The following is a 15401-nucleotide window of genomic DNA, read 5'->3' as shown; positions in this document are numbered from 1 at the left end:
CATGGGAATGGCGAATTGCGCTGTCGATTGCCATCCCATGCGAACTCGGTGGTACACAGTGCTATTGATGCACTGAAATGTCGATACCTGACTGACTCTTCGCACGAGAGGGCCGTCGGCACCCGACGGAATCCAGCGGCTTCATGATGTCGGTAGCAGTCTTGGGTCTCGCGAAGTGGGTGTCACCGAGCTGCCCCGTAGACTTCCGGCGGATGTCAGTGCCAACAGCCAGGAGTCGTCAGTGAGCATCGAAGTTCCGCCCCACCCTCCGCGGCGAGTGCCGATTCTCGGCGACATCATCGGGCTGGACCCAGTCAAGCCGATGCAGAACACGGCACGGATTCTGGCGTCGCTCGGTCCGATCTACCAGCGTCGAATTCTGACAATGCGATTGAGCTTCATCGGCGGGGTCGACCTGGCCGAGGATGTGAATGACGAAAAGCGCTGGCAAAAGAACCTTGCCCGGCCGCTACGTCAGCTGCGGCCGATTTCGGGTGACGGATTGTTCACAGCCGAAAATGACGAACCGAACTGGTCCAAAGCTCACGCGATCTTGATGCCCGGCTTCACACAAGCGGCGATGCGCAGTTATCACGACACCATGCTCGATGTCGTCAGGGAGATGGTCGGGGCCTGGGACCATGCCGATGCTCCCGTCGACGTGTCCGAGGAGATGAGCAAACTGACCCTCGAGACAATTGGCAGAGCAGGATTCGGCTATCGATTCAATTCCTACGATCGCGAGGATATCGATCCGTTTGTGACGGCGATGCTCGGAGCTCTGGAATACATTCAGCAGAAGGGCCTCCCGATTCCGGGCCGGGCATTATTCGACCGCCGACGCCGTCGCCGCCACACCACGGACGTCGAATATCTGAACGCGGTGGTCGATCGAGTTGTCGAAGATCGGCAAGTGAACAGTGCCGATCGACCTGACCTCCTGACCTTGATGCTGGAGTCGGTCGACCCGGCCACCGGGGAAAGGCTTGATCCGGTCAACATCCGCTACCAGATCTTGACCTTCCTGGTTGCCGGCCACGAGACCTCGGCCGGCGCTTTGTCTTTTGCCCTGTGGCTGTTGTCCCAGCATCCCGAGGAAGCCGTAAAGGCTCGGGCGGAGGTTGACGCGTTGTGGCCGTCCCGGGAGATTCCGGCAGTCGAGTTCGATCAGGTGGGAAAGTTGCGCGCGGTACGGCGAGTGCTCGACGAAACACTTCGGCTGTGGCCGACGGCTCCGGGATATTTCCGCGAAGCCAAGGAAGACACTCTCCTCGGAGGGAAATACGCCTTCAAGAAGGGCGACTGGGTCATGGTTGTCCTGCAGCGCGTGCACTGCGACAAAGCCGTGTGGGGCGCGGACGCAGACGAATTCCGTCCGGATCGCTTTCTCCCCGAACAGGTCAGGGCGCGGTCCGGTGCCGCATACAAACCATTCGGCACCGGACCGCGGGCATGTATCGGACGCCAGTTCGCATATCACGAAATGCTCATGGCGCTCGCAGTGATCCTGCATCGCTACGAGTTCACAGCGGACCCGTCCTACGAACTCGAGGTTCAGGAGCAACTCACGATGCGTCCGCGAGGCTTTGCCCTGACGGTTACTCGTCGCTAGTTCAGTTCAGGACTTGCCTGCGGTGTAATCGAGGACGATACGGCCGTCGATCTGACCGGCCTCCATGTCGGTGAAAATGCTGTTGATGTCCTCGAGCTTCCGAAGAGAATAGGTGGGTTTGATCAGCCCCCTGGCGAAAAAGTCCACAGCTTCGGTCATGTCCTTACGGGTACCGACAATCGAGCCACGCACAGTCAATCCCAAGAGCACTGTGGTGAAGATGTCGAGGGGGAATTTCTCGGGTGGGAGCCCGACCAGGGAGACGGTGCCGCCGCGGCGCAAACTGCCGACCGCTTGGGGGAAGGCGTGTGCGTTGACAGCTGTGACCAGTGCTCCGTGAACTCCGCCGCCGGTGAGGGCGCTGATGGTTGCGGCAGGATCATCCACCGTGCTTGCGTTGACGGTGTGTTCGGCGCCGTGTTTGGCGGCGAGTTCCAGTTTGGCGTCGTCGATATCAACGGCAACCACGCGGAGCCCCATCGCGACGGCATACTGCACCGCGATGTGTCCGAGGCCACCGATTCCGGAGATCAGTACCCATTGCCCTGGTCGCGTGTCGGTGACTTTCAGTCCTTTGTAGACCGTGACGCCGGCACACAGGATCGGACCCACCGCGGAGAGATCAACCCCGGCGGGAATGATCGGCGCGTAGCGGGAGTCGACGAGCATGTACTCACCGAATGATCCGTCAACCGAGTAGCCACCGTTCTTCTGGTTGGGGCACAAGGTTTCCCACCCGGTTTCGCAGTACTCACATTCTCCGCACGCACTCCACAGCCAGGCGTTTCCGACAGTGTCTCCGACGCTGATCCGGGTAACCGACTCGCCAACCGAGATGACCGTCCCGACGCCTTCGTGGCCAGGAACAAACGGTGGCGACGGCTTGACCGGCCAATCGCCGTGCGCTGCATGTAAATCGGTGTGGCAGACACCGGAATACTCGACGCGAACCAAAGCTTCGAAGGGCCCTGGTTCCGGGACTTCGATATCGTCGATCGTCAACGGTTCGGTGAACGAATGTACAACCGCAGCTTTCATGGTGCCCATTTCTGCACTACTCCTCGCATCAGTCGACTACTTCACGGGACGCAGAGTTATGGCTGGCGTGCGTCCGTCTTCATCATGGTCCCTTTCGCTCTGATGCGCGAAGGTTCGGGGAGAATCCCTGTGCGCCACGGTGTGGAGTGCCTACGAAACGCGCCTGCTTGGCCCGTTGGCGGTGTACGGCTATGCCTTACAACAGTTTCAAGTATCGCTGGGGGATCAGTTGCCGGCAAACGTCGTTCCGTCCCGGTCAGCGGGCTGGGCGCTCTCGCTCCCCGAGCGGGCTCTGCACTATGACAGGCAGCCATTACACATGATGAGGTAGGAGAGCAATGGACATCGCGAAGTACGGGCCGTGGGCAGTAATTGCAGGTGGATCGGAAGGCGTGGGAGCGGAATTCGCCACCCAGTTGGCCGATCAAGGTTTCAACTTGGTGCTGTTGGCGCGCAAGGAAGGGCCACTCGCGGAAGCAGCTGATGCCAGCCGCGCTCGGGGCATCGAGGTTCGCACGCTGTCGGTCGATCTCTTGGCCCCGGATGCGCTTGATCGCATTCGGGATATAACAGATGACATCGACGTCGGCTTGTTCATCTACAACGCGGGAGCCAACACCTACGGTCACGAATTTGCCACCGGCGATCTCACTCGGTTTCAGTCCGTCATCGATTTGAACATCACCAGTCAACTGCTGCTCGTCCACCACTTCGGAGGTCGGCTGAGGGAACGCGGACGTGGTGGAATCTTGTTGGTGGGCTCGCTGAGCGGCTATTTGGGCTCGGCCCAGATCAGCGTCTATTCGGCGGTGAAATCTTTCTGCAGAACTTTCGCCGAAGGGCTGTGGCTCGAGATGCAAGACCATGGCGTGGATGTGCTCGAATTGGTTCTCGGCCTCACTCGAACCCCGGCTATGGCCCGCGCAGGTTTGAACATGGACACGCCGGGCCTTCGCATCTCGGACCCTCGCGATGTTGCCGCCCAAGGGCTTGCGAATATCGCCAACGGTCCCGTCGTGGTGGTGAAAGAGCACGAAACGGCGGCAATCAGAAATAGCGGCCACAATCGGGCCGAGTTGCTTCTGGCATCCCAGGCTGCGGCACGAAAGCTGCTTCCCCCGCCAACGGTCTAACCGCGGTTCATATCCGAAACTTCTTGTGCTCCTTGTGGAAAGGATTGATCAGATGTCATATCGCCCTACAGGCTTGCGTCGAGCGGCCCGAACGTGTGTTGCGCTCGCATCGGCTGGTTCGTTCGTGCTAGCCGGCGCAAGCGCTGCGACCGCGGCGCCGATTGATCTACCGTTCTCAGGATCGTCGGAACTCGGCTCGAGTGCGCCGACTGCCGTCGTGGCACCCCGACTTGCATCGGTGGACAATTTTCGCGATGTGGCAGGCCGGGAATCCGGTTACGTCGGAGCCGGTGCCCTGCACGTGCGCCAGGGAGTGTTCTACCGCGCCAACGCGATAACCCCGAGCGCCGAAGACCTTGCGACACTCGATTCGCTCCATCTGACTGCGGTGTATGACCTGCGGACCGAGGCCGAGATCGCGGCGAACCCGAACACTCTGCCCAGCGGCGTTCGATACGAGAAAATACAGGTCCTTGCGGCTGATCCGAGCGGTGACGTCGCGTCCATTACTACGAAAGAGCAAGCGCTGGCGTATGTCCAGTCCGGTTACCGGTCGACCGTCAGTGATTCCGTCTCCCGTGCCGGATTCGGTGAGCTGTTGACCCAGCTCGCAGATACCCCCGGTGCGCAGATTTTCCACTGCACCGCAGGCAAGGATCGCACCGGCTGGGCATCGGCGCTGCTACTGAGCATTGCAGGTGTATCTCGAGAGACGATCATGGAGGACTATCTGCTCACCAACGAGTACTCCGCGGCGTCGATCGACGCAAAGGTGGCTCGTATTGCCGCCGCAAAGGGTCAGGAGTACGCCGAGGTTTATCGGTTGCTCCTCGGGGTCGATGCCAGTTATCTGCAGGCGGCATTCGACGAACTGGACAACAACTACGAATCCTTCGACAGCTATCTCGTCGACGGACTCGGCTTGGACGTGGAAACGATCATCAAGCTGAAACTCAAGCTTCTGGTCTGAGTTCGCGTGAGAGGAAATGAAACCGCTGGGCGCGTGACCGATGTGATTGGTCATGCGTCCAGCAGTTTTATGTCGAATGCCGGGACTACTGGTGTAGTCGCAGACCTGCTATCTTGAACGTCGTTCAAGTATCTGAAGGAGTGGGCATGTCAAGTCTCGAGGGCGCCCAGGCGTCGCCGGTCGGCATTCAAGCAAGGGAAATGGCTCAGATCGCGGTCTTCGCGGCGCTGATCGCTGCATTGGGTCTTCCCGGCGCTATCTCGATCGGTATCAGCGGCGTGCCTATCACGCTGCAGACGCTCGGAGTTATTCTCGCCGGTGCGATCCTCGGTGCACGGAAAGGTGTTGCGGCAGTTGCCGTCTTCATGGCACTGACACTGATGGGATTGCCACTGCTGTCAGGCGGACGCACCGGACTCACTGCCCTCGCTGGGCCTAGCGCCGGCTACCTGATCGGCTGGATTCCCGCGGTACTGTGCATCGGCTGGCTCACTGCCAGGATCTTGCCGAAGTACCCGCTTGTGCTGGGTATTTTGATCAACGCGTTTGGCGGAATTGTTGTCGTGTATCTGTTCGGCACGGCAGGGCTCATCCTGCGGACCGACATGGGTATCGGTGCGGCACTGAGTACCAACGTGGCATTTATCCCCGGCGATGCGTTGAAGGTGGTTGTCGCGAGTGTTGTCGCCAAGGGGGTACACCGAGCATATCCAGGACTGATTCGTCGGTGATCGGAGCACTCGGGGGACACGGCGACCAGCGGGCGCTCGATCTCGGCGGCACAGCTCTCACCTATGCGGAACTTGACGCCGCCGTCGAGCGATCGCCTCAGGTCGCCGTGTGTGACGCGTCGGCGCTGCCGGTGCTGGAAGCGCTGATCTGCATCTTTGCTGCCGCGCGTCGTGGAACCGCGGTGATCGTGGAGGATCCGGCGACGCGACCCGAGCGCGGCGAAATCGATCCGTCGTCGTTCCTGCTTGTTGCCACGTCGGGTTCCAGCGGCCGGCCACGTCCGCTGGCCAGGACAGCGGCGTCGTGGTTCGACAGCTTCCCCGAGTTCACTACCGTCACCGGCATCGAGGCGCACGATCGAGTGCTGATCACCGGGCCACTTCACGCAACAATGCACCTGTTCGGCGCTGTTCATGCACTGTGGCGAGGCGCGTGTGTCACCGATGACCCGGCGGAGGCGACGGTTGTGCATGCGGTTCCCGCCGTGTTGCGCCGCGTTGTGCTCGAGGCGCCGCGGTTGCGGACTGCTGTTGTTGCCGGGACCATGTTGGACGACGGTGCCCGGGCCGCAGCGTCGGGGATCGAGATAGTCGAATACTACGGCGCTGCAGAGCTTTCCATTGTCGCTGTTCGGCGGGTGCCTGAGCCGATGCGTCTACTCGACAGCGTCGACGCCGAGATTCGCGACGGACTCTTGTTTGTCCGTTCGCCGTATCGAGTGCTGGGCGCAGCGGAGTGGTTCGGTGTCGGGGACAGAGCGATCCTCGGATCGAACGGGGAGTTGACGATTCTCGGACGCGGGGAGTTTGCGATCAACGTCGGCGGAACCACCGTCATGGCCGAGGACGTCGAGCGAACCCTGGAGTCAATGGACGGCGTCAGAGGCGCCGCCGTAATCGGTTCGCCGCATTCGGTTCTCGGAGAGACGATCACAGCTGTGATCGAGCACGACGACGCCGTCACTCTCCAGGCAATTCGTGCGCAGGCGCGGGCGTTGTTGGCACGAGAAGCCATGCCGAGTCGCTGGATCACCGTCGACGAACTGCCACGTACCGGTAGTGGCAAAGTCGCTCGAGGACGCGTGAAAGAGTTGCACTCATGAATTCCGCTCCTGTTCTGGTGGCCGCACGGCGAAGCCCGATCGGTAATGCAGGCCATGGATTTGCAGACCTCACAACGACGGACCTCGCCGCCCCGGTACTCGGCGAAGTAGATGCTGTGCTGCGTCGATCCGGTATCGAGGCCGACGTGGACGACGTTATTCTCGGAAACTGCATGGGCCCCGGCGGCAATCCTGCTCGTATCGCAGCGCTTGCGGCCGGGCTGGGATTCTCTATCCCGGGCGTCACCGTTGACCGACAATGCGGTTCGGGCCTCGATGCGGTCATGCAGGCCGCGCTGCGCGTACGCAGTGGAAACGACACGCTGATCCTGGCGGGTGGCGTCGAATCCGCCAGTACTGCTCCGTGGCGATACTGGCCGCCCACTTCGGGCGGTGAACTGACGCGATACACCCGGGCGCCGTTTGCTCCGCAGGGCTTTGCCGATCCCGATATGGGTTGTGCGGCAGATGATCTCGCGCGATTGCGTGGCATCTGCCGCGAGCGCCAGGATGCGTATGCAACGCGTTCGCACACGCTCGCGGCAGCGTCGGATTTCTCGTCCGAAATTGTGCCGATCGGCGCCGTCGCCGCTGACCAGCGGATTCGTCGCGGCATGACCGAAGCACGGTTGGCGAGGCTTCGTCCAAGTTTTGGGGTCGACGGCACCGCAACGGCCGGTAACTCGTGTGGCATCTCGGACGGCAGCGCAGTGCTGGCAGTGACGACAGAGTCACTCGCGCAGGGAATGCCGGCGCTCCGAATTCTCGGCACAGCTGTTGCCGGGTCCGATCCGGCATTGCCGGGACTCGGGCCGGTTCCCGCCATTCGCTCGCTGTTCGCAAAAACCGGAATCGGTGCGTCCGACCTGGGTATTGTCGAAATCACCGAGGCGTTTGCCTCCGTAGTCCTGGCAGTATCGGACGAACTCGGACTCGACGAATCCATCATCTGCCCGCAAGGCGGGGCAATTGCGATGGGCCATCCGTGGGGTGCTTCGGGAGCTGTTCTGTTGGTGCGCTTGGCAAGTCAGATGCTCGCCGACGGCGGCCCGGAACTGGGGCTTGCAGCATGCGCAATCGGCGGCGGTCAGGGCATTGCGATGCTGGTCGAGCGCGTTTCGTGAGGCTGCAACGATGAGCGAACTTCTGGCGGAACGAATTGCTCGACGAGTTCGCATCAATCCGTCGACGGTCGCAGTTGTCTCGTCGCGCGACGAGATCAGCTACGCCGATTTCTGGACGCGGGTGTGCCGGGTCACCGCGGGACTGGCGTCGATGAACCGAGTCGCGGTACTGCCGACCTCGGACGTCGAATCATTGGTGGTTGTCGCGGCTGCGATGCGGACGGGTACCAGTGTGGTCCTGCTTCATCGCCATCTGCTCGGGCCGCAGTTGGCGCGGGTGCTCGAGCTGTCTGTTCCCGGAGCCGTTGTCGCGGAATCGAAGCAGCACAGGCGGTTGCGCAGGCTGGGGTTCTCGGGTGAACTTGTCACCGCGGTTGATCTCGAAAGTGACGGGGCGTCGAATCAGGCTTCGGCCGAGTCCGAACTGTTGATCGGTGTCACGTCGGGCACTACCGGCGAGCCGAAGCTCTTCGTCCGAAATCAGTTGTCCTGGGCGCGAACTCTTGATCGGTCGGATGCCGTGTTCGACGTGGGTGTCGGAGATCGAGTGTCCGTACCGGGCGTCCTCGACCACACCCACTTTCTGTACGGAGCGCTCCATGCGCTCACCCGCGGTGCCACTGTCGATCTCCGTGGCGCGGAAACAGCGGTGAAAACGGGTGCAACCCATCTGTATTCGGTTCCCACGATCGCCTGGGACCTCGTGCGATCAGGCATCGGCCCGGTCGACTGTGTCCGTGAAGTGATCTCGTCGGCCGCTCGGTGGCCGCGTGCCGGGCGTCATGCGCTGCAGGCGATATTGCCGAATGCTTCGTTGGTGCACTTCTACGGCGCATCGGAATTGAGTTTTGTGTCCTTCGATCGAGGGCTCGGTGACCTCGACGAGTTTTCGGCCGGCGAGCTGTTCGACGGCGTCGACGCCGAGATTCGCGACGGACTTGTGCATGTGAAGAGCGACATGCTGTTCGACGGTTACCTCACCGAAACCGGGGTGGTAAACGGCCCGGTCGACGGGTGGATGACTGTCGGCGACAGAGGGCACGTGGAGGCCAGGCGTCTGCAATTGCTCGGTCGTGAGAGCGAGATGCTGATCCGTGCGGGCCTCAAAGTGGAACCAGCGGCCGTCGAAGCGGCATTGACCTCACTGCCTGGGATTGCCGAGGCCGCGTGCATCGGTGTTCCTGACGCACGCATGGGGGAGGCCCCGGCGGTCGCGATTGTTGTCAGCGATCAAGGTTTGCACACCGACACGATCTGGCGGCATTTGAGAACAACCCTTCCCAGTCCGAGTATGCCGGTGCGAATTCTCCGAGTCGATCAGTTGCCGCGCACTCCGCGGGGAAAGCTCGATCGCTCCGCTCTTGCGATTACTCTCACGGAGTCAGAACGGTAGATCACACCGGGCTTCGGCGGTTTCGCGTGGCTGTGGATTGGGATGTGGCAGACAATTTAGTCGTGCACATGAAGACTGGACGCTTGTAGATCACGTGGCGTTCGACATTTGTAGGAAAAGTTGTCGATCTTTGTCTCTAGTGTCGCCGGTGTGGGCATCCGTAGCGTCAGGGAGGTCGGACAGTCGGCACGTGCACGCTTTCAGATCTCCTTCCATCACACGAGAAAAGAGCCAAGGATGCCGTACATCACCACCTCTGACGGAACCGAGACCTACTACACGGAGCAGGGCGCCGGCCAACCCGTACTACTGAGCCACGGGTGGCCACTGAGTTCCGACGCGTGGCAAGTCGAGCTCAAGTTGTTCGCGGACGCCGGGTACCGGGTCATTGCGCATGATCGTCGTGGCCACGGCCGCTCGTCGAAGACCTACACCGGCAACGACATGGACACGTACGCTCGCGACCTCGCCGAGCTCGTTGAAACCTTGGACCTGAAAGAGCTTGTAGTCGTGGGTCATTCGACGGGTGGCGGTGAAGTTGTACGGTACGCGGCGCAGCACGGAAAAGGCCGTGTGACAAAGGTGATCACCGCCGGTGCCGTCCCGCCGATCATGGTCAAATCGGACGAGAATCCCGAAGGCACGCCCATCGAGGCGTTCGACGGAATCCGCGCTGGTGTGCTGAAAGACCGGTCGCAGTTCTACAAGGATCTGAGCGAGTCGTTCTACGGCGCGAATCGTGACGGCGCTGAGGTCTCGCAGGGTGCAAAGGATGACTTCTGGCGACAGGGAATGTTGGCGAACCTTGCGGCAGCATACGACTGCGTCAAGGCATTCTCGGAGACGGATCAGACGGCGGACCTCCAGGCGATCGACGTTCCGATGTTGATCGCGCACGGCGACGACGATCAGATCGTTCCCATCGCCGCTGCTGCCGAAAAGTCCGTCAAGCTCGTCAAGAACGGCACCCTCAAGGTGTATCCGGGAGCCCCGCACGGCATTTACGGCGCATATCAGGATGCCCTCGACCAGGACATTCTCGCGTTCATCAAGGGCTAGCGTCGTGCAACGGTGGTCCCGCACAGTCAGACCCGAGCGGGACTACCTTTGCACTAGCCGTCCGAATCCCCGGCGGGTAGCGCCGTACCACGTCAGTTCGGTGGGTGCGGTGCCTGCTTTCTCAACGATTGAGCAGGGCCTTGGCGGTGCGGACTTCGGGGATGCCGATCTTTGTGGCTGTGACGAGGAATGTCGGTGCTCCGAGGACGAGTACGGCGACCAGTGATGCTCCTGCGGCCGTGCGAGGGTTGTCGATCAGTTGGTGTGAGGCCCAGACTGTCATGACGCAGACCCCGCCGGCGGCTATCGACGCCCATAGCACCTTCGAGAATGTTGCAAGCACTGTGTGGAAGCCGAGCAAGCCGTAGCGGTGGCGCAACACGAAGTGCCCGCTGATGGCACCGACGACGTAGGACAGTGAACTTGCGACCGGCAGCATCACCACGATCACCTGGTTTGGTAGACATGCGAGAGCGAGTGTAACGACGGAGACCTTTGTGACCACCATTGCGGCGTTGATCAAGGCTGGCGTGCGCATGTCATTGCCGGCGTAGAAGACCCGCAGTTGCAGCATGACCAACGCGAACGGCGGAAGCCCGAATGCCGACAGTGCCAGCGCCACACCGATAGTGCGAGCGGCATCGACATCGACGCGTCCGACGAACATTACCGTGGTCAGTATCGGCCCGAGAAGGGTCATCGCGACTGCGGCGGGGACGAGCGCAACAACCGAGTACCGGGCAGCGCGGCCCATGTCGGTGACCAGAGCGTCACGGTCCCCGAGCGCCACCGCGCGGGAGATACGCGGCATGAGCACGGTCAGTAGGGACACCCCGAGGATGCCGTACGGCACCTGGAACAGCAGGTCGGCGTACGTATAGGTCGAGACTCCGCCATGGCTGAATGCAACTCTGAGCACGAACGTGACGCCTGCCTGACTGATCGCGACATACAGCAGCACCCAGCCGAGCAGCCTTGCCCCGACGCGGACCGGGCGCCACGTGTACGGCACCGGGCGTACCCGCCAACTCCACCGGAATCCGGTACGACGCAACGCGGTCACCGTCCACACAGCCTGTCCCACGATGCCGATCGTTGTCCCGATACCTAAGACGAGAACCTGTGCGGTGGTCATCGTCGACGGCAGCAGCGTCACAGGTCCCGGTATCGCAGCGAACACCACGACCATCGCGAGCACGATCACGTTGTTGACCACCGACGCCCAGGCCGCCGACGCATAGCTTTCGCGGATATTCAGCACGGCTGTCGCGGTCGCTGCGATCGCGTAGAAGAAGATCTCGGGCAACAGCAAGTACGCCAGCGCGGTTGTCAGCTGTGTCTGTTCCGTATCCGACACCAAGCCGGCGACGAGGAACGGGGCGCACGCCACCGCTATGGCGGTGATGACAGCGGCGCCGAGAATCGTCGCCAGCAGCAGGCGTTGGGTGAAAACCCGCGAATAAGTTCTCCCGCGGAGTCGTGCCCTCGCCAGAACAGGGATCAGGACGCTGCTCATCACGCCGCCGAGGAGCAGTTCGTACACCATGTTCGGCATGCTGTTCGCGCCGTTGTAGGCGTCACCGACCACAGCAGTGCCTAGCACCGCGGCCAATGCAAGGGTGCGGATAAAGCCGGTTGCGCGACTTGCTGCGGTCGCCACCGCGACCGCACCGGTTGCACGCGCGAATCCGTTTTGAGAAACCGCCATTCGACCATCGTGCCCTAACGTCGCTCATCGAGGAGGCTGTGCAAGCACGGCACTGTCGACGAGCCGTAGGTAGGGTGTGCCGGTGATCATCGCCGTCGAAGGGCCTAGTGCCGCAGGTAAGACCACGTGGTGCCGAGCCAGTCGCAGGCGGTTCGTCGCTGAATACAGCCCGACGGGTCAGGAACCGGACGGATCCGACGCTATGGAACAGACGGCATACTGGGCGCGGGTGAATGCACACCATTGGATGCAAGCATTAGCGCTCGAGGATGCGAGTGGTGACGCGATATGCGACAGCAATCCGCTGAAACTGCACTACAGCTGGTGTCTGGCCGCTGTGGGGGTGGAACCGATTACCCGATTCGAGCACGGGTTCGCCGCAGTTCGGCAGATGTTTGCACAGCGTCGACTCGGATTCGCAAATTGGCCGGGTCATTCACGGTTTCCCCACTGAGGGTGACATCGCCACGCCGGCACAACCGCGCCCGAATCGTTACGACCTGAACTTGCTCGACAGATTGCTCGACGAACTTCCCACACTGGCGCACTAACGTTGTCCGCCGGAGTACTCGTCAAGAAGTGCCGTTGTACGAGAAGCAAGTTCAGTGGTCGATCCTGTCCATCCCAGGATCCGGATCGAGGCATCAGCGATCACCTCCGGCGAAGGTGAGGCACTGGAACCTTCCGCTTCAGCGTCCGACCTTGTGTTGATCACGGTCTCGACGAGACGGAACGGTAGTTGCGCGATCTGGAGATCGACTTCGCGGTCAGGATTGATCTGGACCAGCGCGTCACGGGCGAATGCGGTGTACAGATCCATGAGTGTGCCGCGTTGAGCTCGGAACGGTTCGAATCGTTCGGTCCGTAGCTCCGGTAGCAGGTAGAGGGCACCAAGGTTCCACCGCGAGTTCGCGAGTTGCTGCGCGTCGAACCAGGTCAGGGCGTACATACGCACTGCGGCGGATTCCGGGCTCTCGCGCATGTCTTCCGCAAAAGCCAAGGGGGAGGTGACTGTCCCGACAAGCAGCGCGGTCAGCAGGTCGTCCTTGTTTGCGAAGTGGTGGTAAAGCGACGCCTGCCGGATGCCCACCGCATCGGCGATCATTCGGGTCGACGTACTGGTGAAGCCTCCGGTAGTGAACAACTCGGCCGCGGCATCGAGAATCTCATCGCGTGCCGTTGCTCCGGGACGCTTGCGTGTCGACAGCCGTGGGCGGCCGGCTCCGGTTGTGGTCATCACACCATCCTTCCATCACTGCGGTCTACGAGTGCGCGCCGCAACACGGGAATCATGGGTCGCGGCGACGGTGCGCCGGTGCGGCGAAAGGGAGACGAATCACGAGAGGCGGCAACCCATTCCGCCGCATCGATACCCGACAGGTCGAGGAGGAACCCGGTCGAGCTTACGAGTTGGTGCAGGAGCAGGGTGCCGGTACGGCCGTTTCCTTCGCGAAACGGGTGCGCGTGGTTGTAGGTGACATAAACAGTGGCCAGTGCGTAGGCCAGGCGTCCGCGGTCCGCGCGGTGCCAGTCCGTCGCGGCAACCGCGATCTCGACTTCACGCAGATAACGGCCGATCGTCCCGACCGGCGCGAAACCGTCCCCGTTCTTGGTGATGTCGACGATGCGTTGCTGCCCCGCCCATCCGAACACGTCACCGAACACACGCCCGTGCAACCCGAAGATGTACTCGGCGTCCACCTGGCGCGGAGTCGGCGCTTGTTGCAGATGCGCTTGGAGCAGGCGGGCTGCGGTCGCGGCGTACTCGACGTCCCGAAGCTGGGTCTGGTCTCTGAATCCGAAGTTGTTGCGCAGCACAGAAGTCCCGGTGACCAGGTACGGACGTGGTAACGCGAGCCGTCGACGACGCGGGACCGCGCGCATGGACGCGGCACTACGGTGGCGTTCGATGTAGTCCTCGTACGTGAACGTGCCGACGGCCAGCGCGTCCAGATCGGTGAGGTCGTCGCCAGTAGGCTGCCATCCCTCGAGTCGCTCAGCAGCCACAGTCTGACGAACCGCGTGCTGCTGAGCGGCAGTCAATTCCGTCATGCCGGCGGCCCCGTGTATGCGAGTTTCCGTTGTATCCCTGCGATCTCGCGGACGGCGCTCGCGAGCAGACTCCGGTACAGGGGCGTCAGCGAGTCCAGCGGTAGGACATCGGTCGGGGTCGCGCCTCGCTCGATCTGCTCGCACTGATGCCGTAGCCGGATCTGAGCCAGCACGTCGAACGACTCGGCGAGCATCGTCGCGTCGTCGTCGGGCAGGATTCCCGAGTTCGCTGCCGTTCGCAGTCGCACGGTGGTTGACGGGTCCGCGCAGCCTGCGGCGAGCCCAGCCCACCGCGCGATGTTCACGATCGGCATCACGCCTTGTGCCTTGATGTCGACGGAATCGGTGCGGCGGGTGAGACGCTCGCGCAGTGAATGCATCCGCGCCTTACCTTCGACTGCTTCCTTGAGCAGCAGTCGTAGTGCATCGGGATCGAGTCGCTGGGATACGACGGGGGACAGAGCAAGTTGGTGGTCGCCGAGCGCGACGCGACTGTCGGCGAGCAGTGACACCATGACGATGCCCTGATCGGCATAAGGATCGGCGAGCCAGCCGTCGAGCCCACGCAGCCAGTCGGATTCGGAACGCGCGAACCGCGGGCTCGACGCTACCGCCCCGTTGGCGTCCGAGGGGAGTCCGCAGCGTTCCAGTAGTTCGTGCACCCGCTTTCCGTACGCGGTTTCGCGGGCCTGCTGTTCGGGACTGTCGTCGTTCGCCCAGATCAGGGCACTGTCCACATCGGAGCTTGGCATGGCCTCGCGGCGGGCGATGCTGCCGAATGAGAGCCAGGTTGAACCGGGATGGCCGTCGGCGAGCAAGCTCGCGGCTCGGGTGACGGCGGCGTCCATGAGTACCGACGCGATGGCGCTGACGTCGAGCGCCGCTACGCGCGCTCGCCAGAGTCCCACTGCAAGCTCCGGTATCCGTGCTGTCGCAGCTACGAGTTCGTCGGCGTCGGCGGACTGAGAAATTGTGCTGCGCACCAGAAATCCGCTCCGAGTTGCGGTGGCGAACAGATCCGCGTCCTCGACCACACCAAGAACGTCGCCGCGAGCGGACAGTACCGGCAGGTGCCGCACGCCGCGTTCGAGCATATCGAGCAGCACGTCCGCGCCGAGCCGGTCAGCGTTGGCCGTGTGTACGGGAGTGGTCATCACCTCGGAAACGGGGGTGGTGGTGCCCAGTCCGGCCGCGACAATCCTCCGACGGAGGTCTCCGTCGGTGAAGATGCCCAGCGCGTTCTCACGCAGGGGGATGAGTACGTACCGTCGGCCGGCTGCAGTCATGGCGCGGGCAGCGTCTGCGGCGGTTGTCTCAGGCGCGCAGGTCAACGCAGGACCACGCAACAACTCGCCTACCGGGAGCATCGATGGATCGCGGACGACATTCATGGCCCTTATCTAATGCTGTACCGCCCCGTCGGGTGTCACCGACTACCCGCGTGAGGGTTCGGAAACGTTCCGGTAACCGATGTCATC

General features: G+C 62.2%; 14 protein-coding genes. 9 read left to right on the top strand and 5 right to left on the bottom strand.

Going from position 1 to position 15401, the window contains the following annotated elements; genetic code table 11:
- Window positions 1–241 precede the first annotated feature (241 nt).
- The gene (locus tag EEB13_RS17200; protein ID WP_181317496.1) at window positions 242–1612 is read left to right on the top strand and encodes a cytochrome P450; all 1371 of its coding nucleotides are present in this window, start codon (window positions 242–244) and stop codon (window positions 1610–1612) included.
- A 6-nt stretch (window positions 1613–1618) separates the two neighbouring features.
- Here the strand turns inward: EEB13_RS17200 and adhP are convergent, their stop codons facing one another.
- Window positions 1619–2659 (bottom strand): alcohol dehydrogenase AdhP, encoded by a 1041-nt coding sequence (adhP, locus tag EEB13_RS17195; RefSeq protein WP_179300713.1) that lies wholly within the window; start codon window positions 2657–2659, stop codon window positions 1619–1621.
- 329 nt (window positions 2660–2988) lie between these two features.
- On the opposite strand from adhP, the gene EEB13_RS17190 reads away from it, so the two are divergent.
- The 7 genes from EEB13_RS17190 (at window position 2989) to EEB13_RS17160 (ending at window position 10163) form a co-directional block, all read left to right on the top strand.
- The gene (locus EEB13_RS17190; protein WP_095886152.1) at window positions 2989–3783 is read left to right on the top strand and encodes an SDR family NAD(P)-dependent oxidoreductase; all 795 of its coding nucleotides are present in this window, start codon (window positions 2989–2991) and stop codon (window positions 3781–3783) included.
- 52 nt (window positions 3784–3835) lie between these two features.
- Window positions 3836–4753 carry a tyrosine-protein phosphatase gene (locus tag EEB13_RS17185; protein WP_141485907.1) on the top strand — a complete coding sequence of 306 codons (918 nt, stop codon included), beginning with the start codon at window positions 3836–3838 and terminating at the stop codon, window positions 4751–4753.
- 146 nt (window positions 4754–4899) lie between these two features.
- The gene (locus EEB13_RS17180) at window positions 4900–5484 is read left to right on the top strand and encodes a biotin transporter BioY (protein WP_172935402.1); all 585 of its coding nucleotides are present in this window, start codon (window positions 4900–4902) and stop codon (window positions 5482–5484) included.
- Window positions 5481–6587: an AMP-binding enzyme gene (locus tag EEB13_RS17175; RefSeq protein ID WP_141485906.1), complete on the top strand. Its 1107-nt coding sequence runs from the start codon at window positions 5481–5483 to the stop codon at window positions 6585–6587. The genes EEB13_RS17180 and EEB13_RS17175 overlap by 4 nt, the downstream gene beginning before the upstream one ends.
- The gene (locus tag EEB13_RS17170) at window positions 6584–7711 is read left to right on the top strand and encodes a thiolase family protein (protein ID WP_141485905.1); all 1128 of its coding nucleotides are present in this window, start codon (window positions 6584–6586) and stop codon (window positions 7709–7711) included. The genes EEB13_RS17175 and EEB13_RS17170 overlap by 4 nt, the downstream gene beginning before the upstream one ends.
- Before the next feature lie 10 nt (window positions 7712–7721).
- The gene (locus EEB13_RS17165; protein ID WP_141485904.1) at window positions 7722–9104 is read left to right on the top strand and encodes an AMP-binding protein; all 1383 of its coding nucleotides are present in this window, start codon (window positions 7722–7724) and stop codon (window positions 9102–9104) included.
- Between the two features lie 237 nt (window positions 9105–9341).
- Complete coding sequence (locus tag EEB13_RS17160; protein WP_141485903.1) at window positions 9342–10163, top strand: alpha/beta fold hydrolase; 822 nt, start codon at window positions 9342–9344, stop codon at window positions 10161–10163.
- Window positions 10164–10284: 121 nt separating this feature from the next.
- Here EEB13_RS17160 and murJ read toward each other — a convergent pair whose 3' ends face one another.
- Window positions 10285–11871: a murein biosynthesis integral membrane protein MurJ gene (murJ, locus tag EEB13_RS17155; protein WP_141485902.1), complete on the bottom strand. Its 1587-nt coding sequence runs from the start codon at window positions 11869–11871 to the stop codon at window positions 10285–10287.
- An 82-nt stretch (window positions 11872–11953) separates the two neighbouring features.
- Between murJ and EEB13_RS17150 the strand changes: the two genes are divergently transcribed.
- Entirely contained in the window at window positions 11954–12325 is a 372-nt protein-coding gene (locus EEB13_RS17150; protein ID WP_261984578.1) for a hypothetical protein, read from the top strand.
- 93 nt (window positions 12326–12418) lie between these two features.
- Here the strand turns inward: EEB13_RS17150 and EEB13_RS17145 are convergent, their stop codons facing one another.
- From EEB13_RS17145 to EEB13_RS17135, 3 genes are read right to left on the bottom strand one after another with little or no spacing between them, the layout of a single operon-like run.
- Window positions 12419–13108: a TetR/AcrR family transcriptional regulator gene (locus EEB13_RS17145; RefSeq protein WP_033234686.1), complete on the bottom strand. Its 690-nt coding sequence runs from the start codon at window positions 13106–13108 to the stop codon at window positions 12419–12421.
- Window positions 13108–13923 carry a Fic family protein gene (locus tag EEB13_RS17140; RefSeq protein ID WP_141485901.1) on the bottom strand — a complete coding sequence of 272 codons (816 nt, stop codon included), beginning with the start codon at window positions 13921–13923 and terminating at the stop codon, window positions 13108–13110. The genes EEB13_RS17145 and EEB13_RS17140 overlap by 1 nt, the downstream gene beginning before the upstream one ends.
- Complete coding sequence (locus EEB13_RS17135; protein WP_141485900.1) at window positions 13920–15314, bottom strand: putative nucleotidyltransferase substrate binding domain-containing protein; 1395 nt, start codon at window positions 15312–15314, stop codon at window positions 13920–13922. Before EEB13_RS17135 ends, EEB13_RS17140 begins: the two co-directional genes overlap by 4 nt.
- Window positions 15315–15401: the final 87 nt, after the last annotated feature.

The organism is Rhodococcus sp. WS3, assembly GCF_003797085.1.
GTDB lineage: Bacteria > Actinomycetota > Actinomycetes > Mycobacteriales > Mycobacteriaceae > Rhodococcus_F > Rhodococcus_F globerula.
This window is presented reverse-complemented; position numbering and strand designations above follow the sequence as displayed.

Excerpts from the sequence above, each read along its gene's own strand:
- adhP (WP_179300713.1), bottom strand. The coding sequence starts at position 2,659 with ATGGGCACCATGAAAGCTGCGGTTGTACATTCGTTCACCGAACCGTTG.
- EEB13_RS17190 (WP_095886152.1), top strand. The coding sequence starts at position 2,989 with ATGGACATCGCGAAGTACGGGCCGTGGGCAGTAATTGCAGGTGGATCG.
- EEB13_RS17185 (WP_141485907.1), top strand. The coding sequence starts at position 3,836 with ATGTCATATCGCCCTACAGGCTTGCGTCGAGCGGCCCGAACGTGTGTT.
- EEB13_RS17180 (WP_172935402.1), top strand. The coding sequence starts at position 4,900 with ATGTCAAGTCTCGAGGGCGCCCAGGCGTCGCCGGTCGGCATTCAAGCA.
- EEB13_RS17170 (WP_141485905.1), top strand. The coding sequence starts at position 6,584 with ATGAATTCCGCTCCTGTTCTGGTGGCCGCACGGCGAAGCCCGATCGGT.
- EEB13_RS17165 (WP_141485904.1), top strand. The coding sequence starts at position 7,722 with ATGAGCGAACTTCTGGCGGAACGAATTGCTCGACGAGTTCGCATCAAT.
- EEB13_RS17160 (WP_141485903.1), top strand. The coding sequence starts at position 9,342 with ATGCCGTACATCACCACCTCTGACGGAACCGAGACCTACTACACGGAG.
- murJ (WP_141485902.1), bottom strand. The coding sequence starts at position 11,871 with ATGGCGGTTTCTCAAAACGGATTCGCGCGTGCAACCGGTGCGGTCGCG.
- EEB13_RS17145 (WP_033234686.1), bottom strand. The coding sequence starts at position 13,108 with ATGACCACAACCGGAGCCGGCCGCCCACGGCTGTCGACACGCAAGCGT.
- EEB13_RS17140 (WP_141485901.1), bottom strand. The coding sequence starts at position 13,923 with ATGACGGAATTGACTGCCGCTCAGCAGCACGCGGTTCGTCAGACTGTG.
- EEB13_RS17135 (WP_141485900.1), bottom strand. The coding sequence starts at position 15,314 with ATGAATGTCGTCCGCGATCCATCGATGCTCCCGGTAGGCGAGTTGTTG.